We start from the raw sequence: 15025 nt of genomic DNA on the forward strand, positions 1-15025 counted from the left end.
CTGTTGAGACCCCACCCGCGGTACCCGGCCCGGTACGCTGGGTGCGGGGCCGGCCCCCGGGAAGGGCGGGGGGTGCGCTGGGGTGGGGCATGATCGTCCTTCTCAGTAGGCGAAGGCGAGCGGGTCGCCCGCGTTCTGGCTGGAATCGTTGTCCTGCTTGGGTTTTTCCGGGGGCAGCACGGCATCCACTCCGCCTCGCACGTACTTGCGGATGAGGAACAGCTCGACTACGCCGAGCGCGAGGTACACCGTGGTGAGCGCGATCAGCGAGGTCCACACCTCGCCCGTGGTCAGGTTCGACACCGCCTGCGCGGTGAACATCCACACCCCGTCCACCCCGCTCGGGTTCGGCACCACCACGAACGGCTGCCGGCCCAGCTCGGTGAAGATCCAGCCCGCGCTGTTCGCCGCGAACGGGGCCGCGATGCTCAGCAGCGCGAGCCGCGGGAACCATTTCGTCTCCGGGATCCGGCCACGCCTGGTCAGCCACAGGGCGAGCACACCGACCCCGGCGGAAAGCGCGCCGAAGGCGATCATCAGCCGGAAACCCCAGTAGGTCACCGGCAGCACCGGCACGTAGTCGATCGGCTTCCCGGCCAGCGAGCCGAGCCGCGGGTCGTCCGGGTAGTTCGTGCCGTAGCGCGCCTGGTACTCGGTGACCAGCGGCTCGATCCCCTTGACCTCGGTGTCGAAGTCGTTGTGCGCCAAGAAGGACAACAGGGCGGGCACGCTGAACGACTTCACGTCCCGGCAGTCCTGCCCATCGAGGTCGCCGATCGCGATGATCGAGAAGCTGGCCGGCTTCTCCGTCTCGCAGAGCGCCTCGGCGGCCGCCATCTTCATCGGCTGCTGCTCGAACATCAGCTTGCTCTGCAGGTCGCCGGTGACCACCAGCACCGCGAACGCAACCACCCCGACCCAGCCGCCGAGCCGCAGCGAAGACCGCCAGACCGCGCGGTGCTCGTCGCTCTCCGCCCGCTTGCGCCACAGGTGCCAGGCGGCCACCCCGACCAGGAACGCCGCGGCCACCGAGAACGCCCCGGCAACGGTGTGCGGGATCGCGGCGAGCGCCGTGCTGTTCGTCAGCACCGCCCAGATCGAGTTCATGGTCGGCTTGCCGTCCACGAAATCCACCCCGACCGGATGCTGCATCCACGAGTTCGCGGCCAGGATGAAGTACGCCGACGCGACCGTGGCCAGCGAGAACGCCCAGGCGCACGCCAGGTGCACCTTCTTCGGCAGCCGGTCCCAGCCGAAGATCCACAGGCCGAGGAAGGTCGACTCGACGAAGAACGCGACCAAGCCCTCCATCGCCAGCGGCGCCCCGAACACGTCGCCGACGAACCGGGAGTAGGCGCTCCAGGACATGCCGAACTGGAACTCCTGCACGATCCCGGTCACCACGCCCATCGCGAAGTTGACCAGCAGCAGCTTGCCCCAGAACTTGGTCATCTTCAGGTAGCGGAGCTCACCGGTCCGCACCCAGGCCGTCTGCATACCGGCCACCAGCACGGAAAGGCCGATGGTCAGCGGCACCATCAAGAAGTGGTACACGGTCGTGATACCGAACTGCCAGCGCGCTAACTCGAGGACCTCCACGGCTTCGAGCCTTCTCCGGCCATGGCGCCCGCGGCAGGTACCGGGGTCCCGAACCGCACAGGACCAAGGTCCCCCTTTGACAACCGGGGCGGGCGTTCCGTATGTTCGTAAACGGGTTGAACGTTCCGTTTATTGCGAAGACAATCAGGAGCAGGACATGACCGAGAAGAACAAGACCGTGCTGGTCACCGGCGCCACCGGCCAGCAGGGCGGGGCGGTGGCCACCCGGCTGCTGCGCGACGGCTGGGCGGTGCGCGCGATCACCCGCGATCCCGGCTCACCGGCGGCGAAGGCGCTGGCCGACGCGGGCGCCGAAGTGAGGCAGGCCGACCTGGACGACTACGCCGCGGTCGCCGACCTGACCCAGGGCGCCTACGGGGTGTTCAGCGTGCAGGCGGGCCCGCTCGCGCCAGACCAGGACGAGGAACGCGCGGGCCGGAACCTGGCCGACGCGGCCAAGGCGCACGGCGTCGCGCACCTCGTGTACAGCTCGGCCAACAGCGCGGACCGCACCGCCGAAATCGGTCTCCAGCAACCAAAATGGGCCATCGAGCGGCACATCCGCGACCTCGGCGTGTCCGCAACGATCCTGCGCCCGACCTCCTTCATGGAGAACCTGCTGCACCCGCTGATCGGCATCCGCGACGGCGCGCTGACCTCGGCCGCCGCTCCGGACCTCCGCCAGCAGTACATCGCGCTGGAGGACATCGCCGCACTGGCCGCGCTCGCCTTCGCCAGGCCGGCGGAATTCCGCGGCACCCTCGAACTGGCCGGGGACGCGCTCACCCCGGCCCAGGTCGTGGCGGCCATCGGCAGGGCCACCGGCCGCGAGCTCCGCTACCACCGGCTCCCGCTCGAAACGCTGCGGCGGCAGAGCGAGACCGCGGCCCGCGGCTACGAGTTCATGAACTCCGGGCGGGCCACCCAGGCGGACATCGAAGCGCTGCGCCGGCTGCACCCCGGGCTGCTCGACTTCGACACCTGGCTGGCCCGCACCGGCGCCGCCCGGATCGCCGAACTGCTGGTCTAACCGCCGAGGGGCGGGCGGAAAAAAGAATTCGGCAGACCGAAACAAATTATCCGCCCGTCCTGGAAATGGTGCGTACCGCGACCAAAACCCGCAATTCGTAAAACCCATCTGCTGGCCTCGCGCGGAATCCCCCTTTATCGTTGAAGCGAAAGGGGGCGCAGAAATACATGGATGCCGCGCTACTAGCGTTCGTCAGCACCTTCGGTCTGATCCTGGCGGTCGAGCTGCCGGACAAGACGCTGGTCGCCACCCTGGTGCTGACCACCAGGTTCCGCGCGTGGCCGGTGTTCGCCGGGGTGTGCGGCGCCTTCGCCGTGCAGTGCGTGGTCGCCGTCCTGTTCGGCAGCGTATTGACCATGCTGCCGGCCACCGTCGTTTCACTGGTGGTCGCCGCGATGTTCGGCATCGGCGCATTCATGCTGCTGCGCGAAGGATTCGCACCGGAAGCCGACGGGGCGGAGGACGCGTCCCGCTCCGGCCCCGGCCCGGTTTCTTTTCTCCGCTCCGCGATGACCTCTTTCGGCGTGCTGTTCGCCGCCGAATGGGGCGACGCGTCCCAACTGGCCACCGCCGGCCTGACCGCCCGCTACGGGCAGCCGCTCGCGGTCGGCCTCGGCGCCTTCTTCGCACTGGTCGGAGTGGCCGGGATCGCGGTGGCCGTCGGGCACAAGATCCGCGGGCGGATCCGGCCAAAGCTGATCCAGCGGGTGGCCGGGTTCGTGTTCGCCGGCTTCACCGTTTTCGCCCTCTGGCAGGCCTTCGCCTGACAAAGGCGCGAACGGGAAGTTGCGTTATCGGCTCGTGATGAGGTACTCCTGGAAGAAGTCGAAGTGAGGGCAAGGCGTCACGCCGGTTAACCCAGCGGGTCGCCTTGCCCTCACCTTTTGCATCCGAGCCCAGGAGCCCGCCCTGACCACGCTGCCCGCGAACCGCCCGGTGTCACCGCCGCACGGCAGGGTCGCGGTGGCCGGGATAACGGTCGCGGTGTCCATCGCGGTGGTGCTGCACCTCAGCGTCAGCACCGGCCAGGTCAGCCCGCTCTGGCAGACCCTCTCCGAGTACGTCTACGGGCAGCTGCGCGGCAGCGCCTCGGCGGCGCCGCTGTTCAGCGCGATGTGCGTGGCGCTGGCGCTCGGCTCGCTGGCCCTGCTGACCGGGATCGCGAAGGCCCGCAAACCGGGTTCGGTGCCGGTGCTGGCCGCGCTCGGCCTGTGGTGCACCGGGCTGCTGGCCTGCGCGGTGTTCCGGGTCGACCCGCCCGGCGTGACCCGCTCGCTCAGCGGCGAGGTGCACAACTACGCCGCACTGCTGGCCTTCCTCGCCCTGCCCGCGGCCGCGCTGCTGCTGACCAGGAAGTCCGCCGCGCACTGCCCGTGGGAACCGCGGCGCAGCACCATCCGGCGGCTGGCGGCGGCCAGCCTGCTCGGCGTCGCCGTGGTGCTGGGCGCCTTCTTCTGGGGCGTGCTGGCGGCGCCCGCGCAGCCGGTGCTCACCCTCGGCCTGTTCGAACGGCTGCTCTTCGGCATCGACCTCGGCCTGCTGCTGGCCATGGTCCGCCCGCTGCTCAGCTCGGTTTCAGCACCACGGCCAGCGCACTAGCCGCGGCCACCACCCGCGCGCCGACCGACTCGGCGTCCAGGGTGTCCAGTGACACCACCCCGACGCTGGCCCGCAGCCCCGGCACCCCGCGCACCGGCGCGGCCACCCCGGACGCACCGGCCTGCAGCTCCCCCTTGGTGGACACCCAGGCCGGCCCGCCGTGCCGCAACGCCATCGCCTTGCCGGCCGCGCCCGCGGTGACCGGATGCCGGGTGCCGACCCGGTAGGCCACGTGGAAGTTCGTCCAGGACGGCTCCACCACGGAGATCGCCTGCACCTGATCGCCCTCCGCGACGGACAGGTGCGCGGTCGCGCCGACCTGCTCGGCCAGGTCCCGCAGGATCGGGTGCGCGGCCTGCCGCAGCTGCGGCAGCACCTGACCGGCCAGCCGCAGCACCCCGACGCCGAGCCGGACCTTGTTGCCGTCCCGCCACACCAAGCCGCGCTCGGACAGCGGCACCAGCAGCCGGTAGACCGCCGCCCTGCTGGCGCCGATGGTGACCGCCAGCTCGGAGATGGTCGCCGCCTCACCACCCGCGTCGGCCACCGCCTGCAGCAGGGCCAGTCCGCGGTCCAGGGTCAGCGACCCCTCTCTGGTCACAGCAGCCCGAGCTCCCCGAGGTCGGCGACCGGCTCGTCGAACGACGCGGCGGCATAGCAGGCGAACATCGTGCGCACGGCCTTGGCCGCGGGCTCGCTGAGGTCACTGGCCTCTTCCGCGAGCGCCTTGCCGTCGGTCGACTCCAGCGCCTCCCGGACGTCCTTGCCGGACAGGCACCGGGCCGAGGCGACCAGCAGGTTCAGGAAGCCGTGGTGGGTGAAGCCGCTTTCCGCGTCGGTATGGCGGACCGCGCGGTGCAGGCTGTTCGTCGCCTTGAACGAGGCACCCGGCGCACCGCTGATCACGGTCAGGAAGTCCGCCACCTCGTCCACGCTGGGGAAGTTCTCGCTGGACAGCCCGCCGCACCGGATCTTCGGCCTGCTGCCGTGCTCGATCACCTTGCGCACGCCGTCCAGCCAGCCGACCCCGCGGCGCGGCTCGACCACCCGCACCACGTCCTCCGGCACGAACTCCGAGACCCGCTCCAGCCACACCTCGTCCACGTCGGACGGGGCCGGCATCTCCACCATCCGCAGGGCGAGCAGCTCGTTGCGCGACTCCACGATGGAAATCGCCTTGGGCACCCCGCCGAGACCGGTGTCGATGATCAGCGACAACGGCAACGGCTGCTTGGGCTTCACCTTGATCAGCTCGGTGATCAGCTCGGGCAGCCGCGAGGCCTGGCAGAGGAAGACCCCGAGCACCCCGGCGTGCTCGCTCGCTCTGATCTCGAAGTGCTCTCGCAGCGCGTCGGGCATGCTCGCCGCGCCTGGGGGGAAGAGGGCCGAGTCATCGACGAGCCGCGCGAACAGGGGAGGGATTCCACGGGGGCCGGGGGGAGTTAGTTCCACAGCGCTTGACACGACTGACACGCTAGTAGCGTACGGCAAATGAACAAATTTGTCCGTTAAACGAACGCTAGATCAGCGTTGCTGCACCGAGTCCGGAGGAGGACAAGATGCCGTTCTACCGCCGTGTCGGCGAGATCCCGCACAAGCGGCACACCCGGTTCCGTGCGCCCGACGGCGGGCTCTACGCGGAGGAGCTGATGGGGGTGGAGGGGTTCTCCGCCGACTCCGCGCTGCTGTACCACCGGCACCTGCCGACCGCGATCGTGGACGCCGTGGCCGTCCCCGACGAGCGCGGTCCGCTGCAGCCGAACCACCCGCTCAAGCCACGCCACTTCAAGACCCAGGGCCTGAAGTTCGGCGCCGACGCGAACGCGGTAACCGACCGGCGACGGCTGTTCGGCAACGCGGACGTGACCATCGGGTTCGCGCTGGCCACCGCGCCGAGCCCGCTCTACCGCAACGCGGTCGGCGACGAACTGCTCTACGTCCAGGGCGGTTCGGGCACCATCGAGACGATCTACGGCGAGCTGGCGATCGGCGACGGCGACTACGTGGTGCTGCCGACGTCCTGCACCTACCGGGTGGTGCCGGACGGCCAGCTGCGGCTGCTGGTCCTGGAGGCGCGCGGGCACATCGGCCCGCCGAAGCGCTACCTGTCCGGCAAGGGCCAGTTCCTGGAGCACTCGCCGTACTGCGAACGCGACATCCGCGGGCCGGAGCAGCCGATGCTGGCCGAGGGCACCGACGTGGACGTGCTGGTGCGCCACCGCGCCGGGCTGACCCGCTACACCTACGCGAACCACCCGTTCGACGTGGTCGGCTGGGACGGCTGCCTGTACCCGTGGGTGTTCAACATCGACGACTTCGAGCCGATCACCGGCCGCGTGCACCAACCGCCGCCGGTGCACCAGACCTTCGAGGGCCCGAACTTCGTGGTCTGCTCGTTCTGCCCGCGCAAGGTCGACTACCACCCCGAGTCGATCCCGGTGCCCTACAACCACGCGAACGTCGACTCGGACGAGCTGATGTTCTACGTGCGCGGGAACTACGAGGCGCGCAAGGGCTCGGGTATCGGCCTCGGCTCGCTGTCCCTGCACCCGTCGGGCTTCACGCACGGCCCCCAGCCGGGCGCGGCCGAAGCCTCGATCGGGGTGGAGTACTTCGACGAGACCGCGGTCATGGTGGACACCTTCGCGCCGCTGGACCTCGGCGAAGCGGCCGAAGCGGGCGAGGATCCCGGTTACGCCTGGACCTGGTCCGGCCGCGGCCCCGGCTGAACCCGCGCGCGGGCGAGCAGCCGCAGTCCCGGGACCCCTGCGAAGACCCGTGGTCCCGGGCCGCCGGTGATCCAGAGCAGGCCGGTGTCGCTGATGTTGGCGACCAGGTCCTGGTGGGCCCGACGGACCAGCACCCGGTCGCCGGAGGACGTCGCCTCGGCCTGCACGGTGTACTTGGACGACCAGGGGGCGTCGAACCGGACGTTCAGCACCCGCACCGGCAGGCTGACCCACTCCCCGGCCCGGCTCGCCCGCTCCCGCCGTTGAAAGGCGACAACGCGGGGGAAGGACAGCACGAGCTGAAGGCAGAGCAGCGCGACCACCAGCGTGGTCGCGGGCTGCTCCGCCCAGGCCCGCGCGGGCGGGCCGAGGGTGAGCCAGAGCAAGCCCGCCTCCAGCACCGGAAACCCGACCAGGAAGGCGATCAGCCGGGGCTCGAACGGCTTGGCGGGCCGCCGCGGCCGGATGTCCTGGCGCTCCTCCTGGCGCTCCGGCATGAGCATTTCCCCGCCGGAGTCCAGCGTGCCCGGGTAGCGGGTCCGCACCTTGTCTCGCCCGCGATGGATCATCCAGATCCCGTGCCGCGCGGCGAGGTCGACCTCCGCGCCGTCCGGTCGCCATGACCGCACCTGACCCTGACCTTCGATCGAGAACGCCACCAGGTCGCCCCGGATCTCGAGCTGTTCGGGTGGCACGTGGCGCCAGTGCTCGGCACCGAGGAAACGCCGGTAGCGCGCGTCGGCGCGGACCAAGGCGATCCCCATCGGCAGCGAGCCGAGCAGGAACAGCCCCGGGATCAGATAGCAGAGCACGGTCGCGCCGGTCACCGGCGAGCCGAGCGCCCAGTGCAGCGCGGGCACCCCGAGCAGCACCGCGCCGCTGCCGAGCAGCGTCAGCGAGCCATGCCGCTGTTTGGCGCGGATGTCCAGCGGCAGCAGCGGGTCCTCGATCGCGGGCGAGGCGGTGGGCGGCAGCACCACCGGCGCCGAGTTCACGGTCTGCTCTGCGCGGCGAGCCGGATGCCGAGCGCCACCAGCAGGGTGCCGGTGGCGGCGTCGATCACCCGGCGGACCTTGGCCGCGGTGAGCAGCCGGCGCATCGCGCCGACCACGGTGGCGACCAGGCAGTACCAGCACAGCGTGATCACCATCGGCACCAGCGCGAGCAGTGCGGTGTCCACGGCCGTGGCGTGCGCGGGCAGGAACTGCGGGAGCAGCGCCACGAAGAACACCGCGACCTTCGGGTTGAGCACGTTGCCGAGCAGGCCCTGCCGGAACGCCCGGCCGGCCCCGCCATGGCCCGATGGTGGTGGCAGCTCGTACCGGCCGCCCCGGCAGGCGGCGAGCAAGGCCCTTGCGCCGAGCAGGATCAGGTAGGCCGCGCCGACGATCTTGACCACGGTGTACGCGGTGGCGGAAGCGGCGAGCAGCCCGGCCAGGCCGAAGGCGGCGACCAAGGACCACACCAGGATCCCGCCGGTGACCCCGGCCGCGGCGGCCACCCCGGCCCGCCGGCCGGAAACCGCCGCGTGCCGGAACACCATCGCGAAATCCGGGCCGGGCGCGACCGCGCCGAGCAGCACCACACCGGCGAACGGGACGAGCTGGGCCACGGTCGTCATGCGGCGACTCTAACGGCAAATAGCCGGCTTCTTGCCCACTCGCTGCCCCGAAATCCGGCCAGCACGGCCGGTGTTCGTGGGAGCGCTTCCCAAGGTCGACAGCACAGGTTAGGCTCACCTAACTAGGAGGTGAGCCTTGACCGAGACAACCACCCGCCGTCCGCCCGCCCCGAGCCCGGCCGAACGCGCGAAGACGATCGCCTCGCGCAACGGGCCCGCGACGCTGATGCCAACGCCGCTGCAGCCAGGCCGGGAGGACGCCCGCGTCGTACCGGTGCTGCACCACGTGCACGCCTCCGGCAGCGTCAGCGTGCTGCTGCCGGACGAGCACCCACTGGTCACCTCGACCAGGCACACCCAGCGCGGCGAGCTGGCGGTGATGTTCGAGCTGACCGACCAGGCCCCGGTCGAGCTGCGCGAGCCGGTCCGCGGGCTGCTCTGGGTCACCGGCTGGCTGCGTCCGCTCAACGAGCTCTCCGCCCGCGCCCGCGCGGTGTCCATTGCGGACACCAGGCCGGACCCGCGGCTGCTCGACATCGGGCACGGGGTGAGCCTGCTCCGGCTGACCCCCGCCTCGCTGGTGCTCGCCGACTCCGAAGGCACCCATTCGCTGCGCCCGCACATGTTCAGCGCGGCCAGCCCGGACCCGTTCTGCGGCTACGAGTCCCAGTGGCTCCAGCACCTGGAGAGCGACCACTCCGATGTGGTGGACCAGCTCGCCAAGCACCTGCCGCCCGAGCTGCGGGACGGCCGGATCCGGCCGCTCGGCCTGGACCGGTGCGGCCTGCGGCTGCGGGTCGAGGCGGACGGCGGCGACCACGACGTGCGGCTCGCGTTCTCCCGCTCGGTGGACAACCCGCCCCAGCTCGCGCAGGAGCTGCGCCGCTTGGTCGGCTGCCCGTTCCTCGCACAGGCGAGCTGACCGGCGCTCAGGCCAGTTCGGGCGGGAAGCCACCGGTGGCGATCGGGCCCCAGCGCTCGATGGTCACCCGGATCAGGCTCTTGCCCTGCTTGCGCATCGCTTCGCGGTATTCGTCCCAGTCCGGGTGCTCGCCGGAGATCGCCCGGAAGTAGTCCACCAGCGGCTCCACCGACTCCGGCAGGTCGAGCACCTCGGCCAGGCCGTCCACCTGCACCCACGGCCCGTTCCACTCGTCGGAGAGCACGCACAGCGAGACCCGCGGCTCCCGGCGGATGTTGCGCACCTTCGCCCGCTGCGGATAGGTGGCGATCACGATCCGGCCTTCGGCGTCCACCCCGCAGGTCAGCGGGGACAGCTGCGGGCCGCCGCCGGACCTGCTGGTCTGCAGGATCGCGTGCTGCCGGGTGCGCAGGAACTCGACGAGCCCGGCGCGGTCGACTCGGTCGTTGGTCGCGATGTTCCGTGTCATGCAGGCGACCCTAATCGCGCCGGGTAGCGTGCGCGGATGACCTCGTCCGCCCGCTGCTGGCTGCGTCCGGCGCCCCCGGCGACGCCGGAGGTGATCACCGACCCGGCCCGGCGCCGGCAGCTCAAGATCGAGCTGCTGATCGTCTTCTCGATCACCCTCGGCCTCTCCGGTGCGCGCAGCCTGCTGTCCCTTGTGGACTCCCTGCTGCGGCCGGAGCCGCTGAACCGGCAGCAGGTGGCGATCAACGTGCCGCAGGCGGCGGCCGACCTGATCGACCTGCTCAAGCAGCTGCTCAGCGCGCTGCAGCTGTTCGGCTGGGGCGCGCTCGGCCTGTACCTGTTGTGGCGCGGCGGGATGCGGCTGGCCGAGATCGGCATGGACCGACAGGCCCGGTGGCGGGACCTGCGCCGCGGCGTCGGGCTGACCGCGCTGATCGGCATTCCCGGGTTGCTGCTGTACTTCGCCGGCTACCAGCTCGGCTTCAACCTGGCCGTGCAACCGTCCACTTTGGACGACACCTGGTGGCGACCGATCAGCCTCACCGTATCCGCCTTCGGCAACGCGTTCGCCGAAGAGATGCTGGTGGTCGGCTACCTGCTGACCCGGCTGCGGCAGCTCGGCCGGAGCGAGAACTCCTCGCTGCTGATCGCCGCCGTGCTGCGCGGCTCGTACCACCTCTACCAGGGCGTCGGCGGGTTCATCGGCAACCTGGTGATGGGACTGGTGTTCGGCCGGATCTGGCAGCGGACGAACCGGCTCTGGCCGCTGGTGGTGGCGCACGCCCTGCTGGACGTGTTCGCCTTCGTCGGTTACGCGCTGCTGCGCGGCCGCATCTCCTGGCTGCCCTGAGTCGCGGTCAGAGGTCCAGCGGGGCCGAGCCGAAAGCGACGTTGAAGCGGTCGCACCAGATCACCACGCTGCGCAGGCCGGCGAGGTCCGCCTCCGCCGGAATCCGGTAGTTCTGGTTGCCGTCGGTCGCCTTCAGCTCGCCGAGCCGCACCGCCCGACCGTCGTCGTACTTCCCCCACTCACCGCTCGCCGTCGCGTCGGTCAACCACACGTGCAGATCCGGCCCGTCCGAGCTGGCGAAGTCTTCCAACCGGAGCACCCGCTCACCCCCGCCGAGATCCAGCACCCGAGCGGTGCCGCTGGTCGGGTGCTCCTGGCTGACGAAGCCGCCCTTCGCCAACTCGCTCGGTCCCGGATTCGCCGTCGAACTCGGCGCCGCCGGCACGGCCGGGCTCTCGGCCACCACCGCACTCACCGCCGGCAGCGCCTCGTCCACCGTGCTGCGGGTGAACAGCCTCCAGGGTTCGAACAGCGCCAGCGCTATCGCGCCAGCCACCACGGCGACCCCGAGCACCGCCCAGGTCGTCTTCCGGCGCAACAAACCGCGCATCGCTCACTCCACATCTTTCGTTTCCGGCTCTCCGGCTTTCCATCCCTTACAACGCCACGCCGCATCGTTTCGTAGCACCCTGGCCCCTTACCGAGTCATTACGCTCGCCAGTCGTGACCACTGAATTCGCCACCCCCCGGGTGGACAGCGAAGTCGGCAAGCTGCGCGCGGTACTGCTGCACCGACCCGGCAAAGAGCTCAAACGCCTCACTCCGCGCAACAACGACCAGTTGCTCTTCGACTCGATCCCCTGGGTCGGCCGGGCCCAGCGGGAGCACGACGCGTTCGCCGACGTGCTGCGCGGCCGCGGGGTGGAGGTGCTGCTGCTCGCCGAGGTGCTGCGCGACGCGCTGGAGGACCCGCGGGCGCACACCGCCGGCGTGCACGCGGCGGTGGACGACCGGCGGCTCGGCGGCGACCTCGGCGACTCGCTGCGCTCGTACCTCTCCGGGGTGGACGCGCCGACGCTGGCCGAGGTGCTGATGTCTGGTGTCACCTTCGAGGAGCTGCCGGCCGCGGAAGGCGCGTCGCTGGTTCGCAAGATGCACCACCCGCACGACTTCGCCGTCGACCCGTTGCCGAACCTGCTGTTCACCAGGGACTCCTCGGCCTGGATCGCGGACAGGGTGGCCATCTCCTCGCTGACCATGCCGGCAAGGCGCCGCGAGACCGCGGTGCTGGATCTGGTGTACGCCTACCACCCGCGGTTCCGGCACGCCGCCCGCGCGTACGGCGCGCACTCCGCCCCGATCGAGGGCGGGGACGTGATGCTGCTGGCGCCGGGGGTGCTGGCGGTCGGGGTCGGCGAGCGGACCACCGCGGCCGGTGCCGAGTCGCTGGCCCGTTCGGCGTTCGCCGACGACATCGCGCACACCGTGCTGGCCGTGCCGATCGCGCAGACCAGGGCGACCATGCACCTGGACACCGTGTGCACCATGGTCGCGCACGACGCGGTGGTGATGTACCCGCTGGCCCGCGACTCGCTGGTCGCCTACACCATGCGGCCGGACGGCGACGGCTCGATGCGGGTGGACGGGCCCGCTCCGTTCCTGACCGCGGCGGCCGAGGCGATGGGCATCGACCGGCTGCGCGTGATCGACACCGGACTGGACCCGGTCACCGCCGAACGCGAGCAGTGGGACGACGGCAACAACACCCTGGCCGTCGAGCCCGGCGTGGTGGCCGGCTACGAGCGCAACGTGGAGACCAACGCCCGGCTGGAGGACGCCGGGATCGAGGTGCTGCGGATCGAGGGCTCCGAGCTCGGCTCCGGCCGGGGCGGGCCGCGGTGCATGTCCTGCCCGATCGCCAGGGACCCGGCGTGAACCGAAAAACATTCGCACGGCAATGTGAAAGTGAGCCTTACCTAAGCCAAAGAAAGGCTTACCTAATAAATGGCCGATTTCTTAGGAGAGGCTAATCGAATTTAGCTTTACCTAGGCTTGGAATAGTACACAAATAGGGGGCAGATCACCAGGAAGAACTGGAAAAGGTCCACCATTCTGACGTATCTTCGAAGCATGGCCGTCGCAAAGAAGAAAGAACCCCGTTCCAAGTTCTACGAGCTCCTGCAGGCGCAGGTGCACAATGAGTTCAACGCGTCCCAGCAGTACATCGCGCTGGCGGTCTGGTTCGACAACGAGGACCTGCCCCAGCTCGCCAAGCACTTCTACAAGCAGTCGGTCGAGGAGCGCAACCACGCGCTCGCGCTGGTCCAGTACCTGATGGACACCGACCACCACGTGGAGATCCCGGGCACCGGCGATGTGCGCAACGAGTTCACCAACGTCACCGAGCTGGTGCAGCTCGCCCTCGACCAGGAGAAGGAGGTCGCCACGGACATCAAAACGCTCGCCAAGGCGGCCCGCGCCGAGGACGACTACCAGGGTGAGCAGTTCATGCAGTGGTTCCTGAAGGAGCAGATCGAAGAGATCTCCTCGATGGACACCCTGCTCAAGATCGTCCAGCGGTCGAACGGCAACCTGTTCGACGTGGAGGCGTTCCTGCACCGCGAGTCGGTCGGCGACGGGGGCGACGACCCCACGATGCCGCCGGTCGCCGGTGGCACGCTCTAACTCGACACTGCTCCCCCACCACAGCAAAGAACCCGGGCCCTCCCCCTGTGGAGCGGCCCGGGTTCTTTGTTCGTGACGGACCGGATCAGCCGCTGCAGTCCTGCCCGTTGCCTTCCAGGGAGAAGTAGCTGACGGCGCCGTTGTCCACCGCGAACCGGTAGCCGCCCTGGTCTCCGGTCGGCACGAAGCCGCCGTTCGGGCCGTCGTTCCAGCTCGGGTAGGCCTGCTTCAGCGCCGTTTCCGGGGAGCCCACCGCGATCCCGGCCGGGCTGTGCGCCCGGGCCGCTTCGAAGAGCACCACCCCCTTGTTCGGGGAGATGGTCACCATCGAGATCTCGTTCGCGCCCTCTTTCAGCCGGTAGGACTGGCATTCGGCGGCCGGCGGGGTGCCGTCGTCCAGTGCACCGGTGGCCTTGGCCTGCTCGTAGCTCATGCCCAGCCGCAGCGTCTTGTAGCCGTCCGGGCCGAGCGCCGGGCCCGCCATCACCGGCACCTTGAAGGTCGGCACCACCTTGGTGTCCGTCGCGGTCGTGCCGCTGGTCGGCGGCGCCGGGGTGTGCGCCGGTGCCTGGGTGGGGCTGGGCGCCTCGACCGGCGGCTGGGCGACCGGCGGCGGCGCGGGCGGCGGCGGGGTGATCGTGGTGCCGTCCACCACCGGAGCCGCGGGTTCGGCGACCGGGGGCAGTGGCTGGCCGGGCCGGTAGCCGCCGAGCACCAGGCCACCGGCGACCAGGATCGCCACGCCCAGTGCGCCACCGCTGGCGGTGACGACCTTGCGGCGGCGCCGGATCCGACGGGCACCGGCGACGATGGCCTGGTCAGCGCCCGCCCGGGGGTGCATCCCGAGCCGGTCGTCGCCGAACAGCCGGCGTAGCTCGGTATCGAGATCGTCGTCCGCGCTCACGCTTCTTCCCTCCCTCCGGCCTCTTCGACGACCGGTGTCATCTTCAGTCGTAGCGAAGCGATGGCCTTGCTGGCCTGGCTCTTCACCGTGCCCTGGCTGATGCCCAGCGCCTGCGCGATTTCGACTTCGGACAGTCCTTCGTAGTAACGCAGCACGATGACGGCGCGTTGCCTCGGGGGCAGGCCGCGTAACGCCTGCCACAACGGTTCGTGTTCGAAGGGGTCCGCGGGGGTGACCGCCTGCGCGTCCGGAATGTCCGCGACCAGGCTTTCCTTCTTGGTCCGCCGCCACCGGCTGATGTGCGCGTTCGCCATGGACCGCCGGATGTAGGCGAGCGGGTCGCCGGTCTTGCGCTGCACGTGGGTCCAGCGGGAGCCGATCTTCTCCAGCACGGTCTGCACGAGGTCGGCCGCGTCGTGCGGGTTACCGGTCAGCGCGTGGCCGTAGCGGAGTAGCCCGGGAAGGCTGGCCTCGACGAACTCACCAAAGTCCGTGAGCTCGCCAGGCAACGATGAATCCCCTTCCCGGCCGGCTGCGACCACCCAGTCATCTCCCCCCTGCATGACAGGCGCTATCGCGGTCACCGTATCGCCTCCCTCGCCGGCCCGTCTGTCTGGCGTCGCAGCACCACCGTGTGCAAAACGCATTGACGCTCCTGAAGGTTGTCCCGCTCGGCTA

The 15025-nt window shown here is 70.3% G+C and carries 17 protein-coding genes; 8 read left to right on the top strand and 9 right to left on the bottom strand.

What is annotated here, in order from left to right:
• Positions 1–102 precede the first annotated feature (102 nt).
• A complete protein-coding gene (locus AMYNI_RS0115485) occupies positions 103–1599 on the bottom strand; it encodes a cytochrome ubiquinol oxidase subunit I (RefSeq protein ID WP_020668931.1) in 1497 nt (498 codons plus the stop codon).
• A gap of 157 nt (positions 1600–1756) precedes the next feature.
• Between AMYNI_RS0115485 and AMYNI_RS0115490 the strand changes: the two genes are divergently transcribed.
• The 3 genes from AMYNI_RS0115490 (at position 1757) to AMYNI_RS0115500 (ending at position 4228) form a co-directional block, all read left to right on the top strand.
• Positions 1757–2629: an NmrA family NAD(P)-binding protein gene (locus AMYNI_RS0115490; RefSeq protein WP_020668932.1), complete on the top strand. Its 873-nt coding sequence runs from the start codon at positions 1757–1759 to the stop codon at positions 2627–2629.
• 167 nt (positions 2630–2796) lie between these two features.
• Positions 2797–3396, top strand: coding sequence for a TMEM165/GDT1 family protein (locus tag AMYNI_RS0115495; RefSeq protein ID WP_020668933.1), 600 nt, complete (start codon positions 2797–2799; stop codon positions 3394–3396).
• Between the two features lie 169 nt (positions 3397–3565).
• Complete coding sequence (locus AMYNI_RS0115500; protein ID WP_020668934.1) at positions 3566–4228, top strand: DUF998 domain-containing protein; 663 nt, start codon at positions 3566–3568, stop codon at positions 4226–4228.
• Here the strand turns inward: AMYNI_RS0115500 and AMYNI_RS0115505 are convergent.
• Entirely contained in the window at positions 4194–4829 is a 636-nt protein-coding gene (locus AMYNI_RS0115505; RefSeq protein ID WP_020668935.1) for an IclR family transcriptional regulator, read from the bottom strand. The two genes, AMYNI_RS0115500 and AMYNI_RS0115505, sit on opposite strands and share 35 nt — an antisense overlap.
• Positions 4826–5680, bottom strand: coding sequence for a hypothetical protein (locus tag AMYNI_RS0115510; RefSeq protein ID WP_281170353.1), 855 nt, complete (start codon positions 5678–5680; stop codon positions 4826–4828). Before AMYNI_RS0115510 ends, AMYNI_RS0115505 begins: the two co-directional genes overlap by 4 nt.
• Positions 5681–5787: 107 nt before the next feature.
• Between AMYNI_RS0115510 and AMYNI_RS0115515 the strand changes: the two genes are divergently transcribed.
• Positions 5788–6957, top strand: a complete 1170-nt coding sequence (locus AMYNI_RS0115515) for a homogentisate 1,2-dioxygenase (protein ID WP_020668937.1) — start codon at positions 5788–5790, stop codon at positions 6955–6957.
• On the opposite strand, the gene AMYNI_RS0115520 is transcribed toward AMYNI_RS0115515, so the two are convergent.
• Both AMYNI_RS0115520 and AMYNI_RS0115525 read right to left on the bottom strand, forming a co-directional pair.
• The gene (locus AMYNI_RS0115520) at positions 6921–7952 is read right to left on the bottom strand and encodes a hypothetical protein (RefSeq protein ID WP_020668938.1); all 1032 of its coding nucleotides are present in this window, start codon (positions 7950–7952) and stop codon (positions 6921–6923) included. The genes AMYNI_RS0115515 and AMYNI_RS0115520 overlap by 37 nt on opposite strands.
• Positions 7949–8578: a LysE family translocator gene (locus tag AMYNI_RS0115525; RefSeq protein ID WP_020668939.1), complete on the bottom strand. Its 630-nt coding sequence runs from the start codon at positions 8576–8578 to the stop codon at positions 7949–7951. The genes AMYNI_RS0115520 and AMYNI_RS0115525 overlap by 4 nt, the downstream gene beginning before the upstream one ends.
• A 136-nt stretch (positions 8579–8714) precedes the next feature.
• Here AMYNI_RS0115525 and AMYNI_RS0115530 point away from each other — a divergent pair, with 136 nt between their 5' ends.
• Positions 8715–9500 carry a DUF2470 domain-containing protein gene (locus AMYNI_RS0115530; RefSeq protein ID WP_020668940.1) on the top strand — a complete coding sequence of 262 codons (786 nt, stop codon included), beginning with the start codon at positions 8715–8717 and terminating at the stop codon, positions 9498–9500.
• A gap of 7 nt (positions 9501–9507) precedes the next feature.
• Here the strand turns inward: AMYNI_RS0115530 and AMYNI_RS0115535 are convergent, their stop codons facing one another.
• Complete coding sequence (locus tag AMYNI_RS0115535) at positions 9508–9969, bottom strand: PPOX class F420-dependent oxidoreductase (RefSeq protein ID WP_020668941.1); 462 nt, start codon at positions 9967–9969, stop codon at positions 9508–9510.
• A gap of 36 nt (positions 9970–10005) precedes the next feature.
• Between AMYNI_RS0115535 and AMYNI_RS0115540 the strand changes: the two genes are divergently transcribed.
• Positions 10006–10818, top strand: a complete 813-nt coding sequence (locus AMYNI_RS0115540; protein ID WP_020668942.1) for a CPBP family intramembrane glutamic endopeptidase — start codon at positions 10006–10008, stop codon at positions 10816–10818.
• Positions 10819–10825: 7 nt separating this feature from the next.
• Here the strand turns inward: AMYNI_RS0115540 and AMYNI_RS0115545 are convergent, their stop codons facing one another.
• Complete coding sequence (locus AMYNI_RS0115545; protein WP_020668943.1) at positions 10826–11368, bottom strand: DM13 domain-containing protein; 543 nt, start codon at positions 11366–11368, stop codon at positions 10826–10828.
• A gap of 140 nt (positions 11369–11508) precedes the next feature.
• Between AMYNI_RS0115545 and AMYNI_RS0115550 the strand changes: the two genes are divergently transcribed.
• Together AMYNI_RS0115550 and AMYNI_RS0115555 are read left to right on the top strand one after the other, a co-directional pair.
• Complete coding sequence (locus tag AMYNI_RS0115550) at positions 11509–12693, top strand: arginine deiminase (protein WP_026360494.1); 1185 nt, start codon at positions 11509–11511, stop codon at positions 12691–12693.
• A gap of 195 nt (positions 12694–12888) precedes the next feature.
• On the top strand, positions 12889–13443 hold the full coding sequence (locus AMYNI_RS0115555) for a ferritin (RefSeq protein WP_020668945.1): 555 nt from the start codon (positions 12889–12891) through the stop codon (positions 13441–13443).
• An 85-nt stretch (positions 13444–13528) separates the two neighbouring features.
• Here AMYNI_RS0115555 and AMYNI_RS44650 read toward each other — a convergent pair whose 3' ends face one another.
• The gene (locus AMYNI_RS44650) at positions 13529–14347 is read right to left on the bottom strand and encodes a hypothetical protein (RefSeq protein WP_020668946.1); all 819 of its coding nucleotides are present in this window, start codon (positions 14345–14347) and stop codon (positions 13529–13531) included.
• Complete coding sequence (locus tag AMYNI_RS0115565; RefSeq protein WP_020668947.1) at positions 14344–14856, bottom strand: SigE family RNA polymerase sigma factor; 513 nt, start codon at positions 14854–14856, stop codon at positions 14344–14346. The genes AMYNI_RS44650 and AMYNI_RS0115565 overlap by 4 nt, the downstream gene beginning before the upstream one ends.
• Positions 14857–15025 lie beyond the last annotated feature (169 nt).

The organism is Amycolatopsis nigrescens CSC17Ta-90 (assembly GCF_000384315.1).
In the GTDB taxonomy this organism is placed as follows: Bacteria; Actinomycetota; Actinomycetes; order Mycobacteriales; family Pseudonocardiaceae; genus Amycolatopsis; species Amycolatopsis nigrescens.

What these genes read in the sequence shown, in the direction of transcription:
- AMYNI_RS0115540 (WP_020668942.1), top strand. Translation starts at nt 10,006, where the DNA reads ATGACCTCGTCCGCCCGCTGCTGGCTGCGTCCGGCGCCCCCGGCGACG.
- AMYNI_RS0115545 (WP_020668943.1), bottom strand. Translation starts at nt 11,368, where the DNA reads ATGCGCGGTTTGTTGCGCCGGAAGACGACCTGGGCGGTGCTCGGGGTC.
- AMYNI_RS0115535 (WP_020668941.1), bottom strand. Translation starts at nt 9,969, where the DNA reads ATGACACGGAACATCGCGACCAACGACCGAGTCGACCGCGCCGGGCTC.
- AMYNI_RS0115525 (WP_020668939.1), bottom strand. Translation starts at nt 8,578, where the DNA reads ATGACGACCGTGGCCCAGCTCGTCCCGTTCGCCGGTGTGGTGCTGCTC.
- AMYNI_RS0115515 (WP_020668937.1), top strand. Translation starts at nt 5,788, where the DNA reads ATGCCGTTCTACCGCCGTGTCGGCGAGATCCCGCACAAGCGGCACACC.
- AMYNI_RS0115495 (WP_020668933.1), top strand. Translation starts at nt 2,797, where the DNA reads ATGGATGCCGCGCTACTAGCGTTCGTCAGCACCTTCGGTCTGATCCTG.
- AMYNI_RS0115555 (WP_020668945.1), top strand. Translation starts at nt 12,889, where the DNA reads ATGGCCGTCGCAAAGAAGAAAGAACCCCGTTCCAAGTTCTACGAGCTC.
- AMYNI_RS0115490 (WP_020668932.1), top strand. Translation starts at nt 1,757, where the DNA reads ATGACCGAGAAGAACAAGACCGTGCTGGTCACCGGCGCCACCGGCCAG.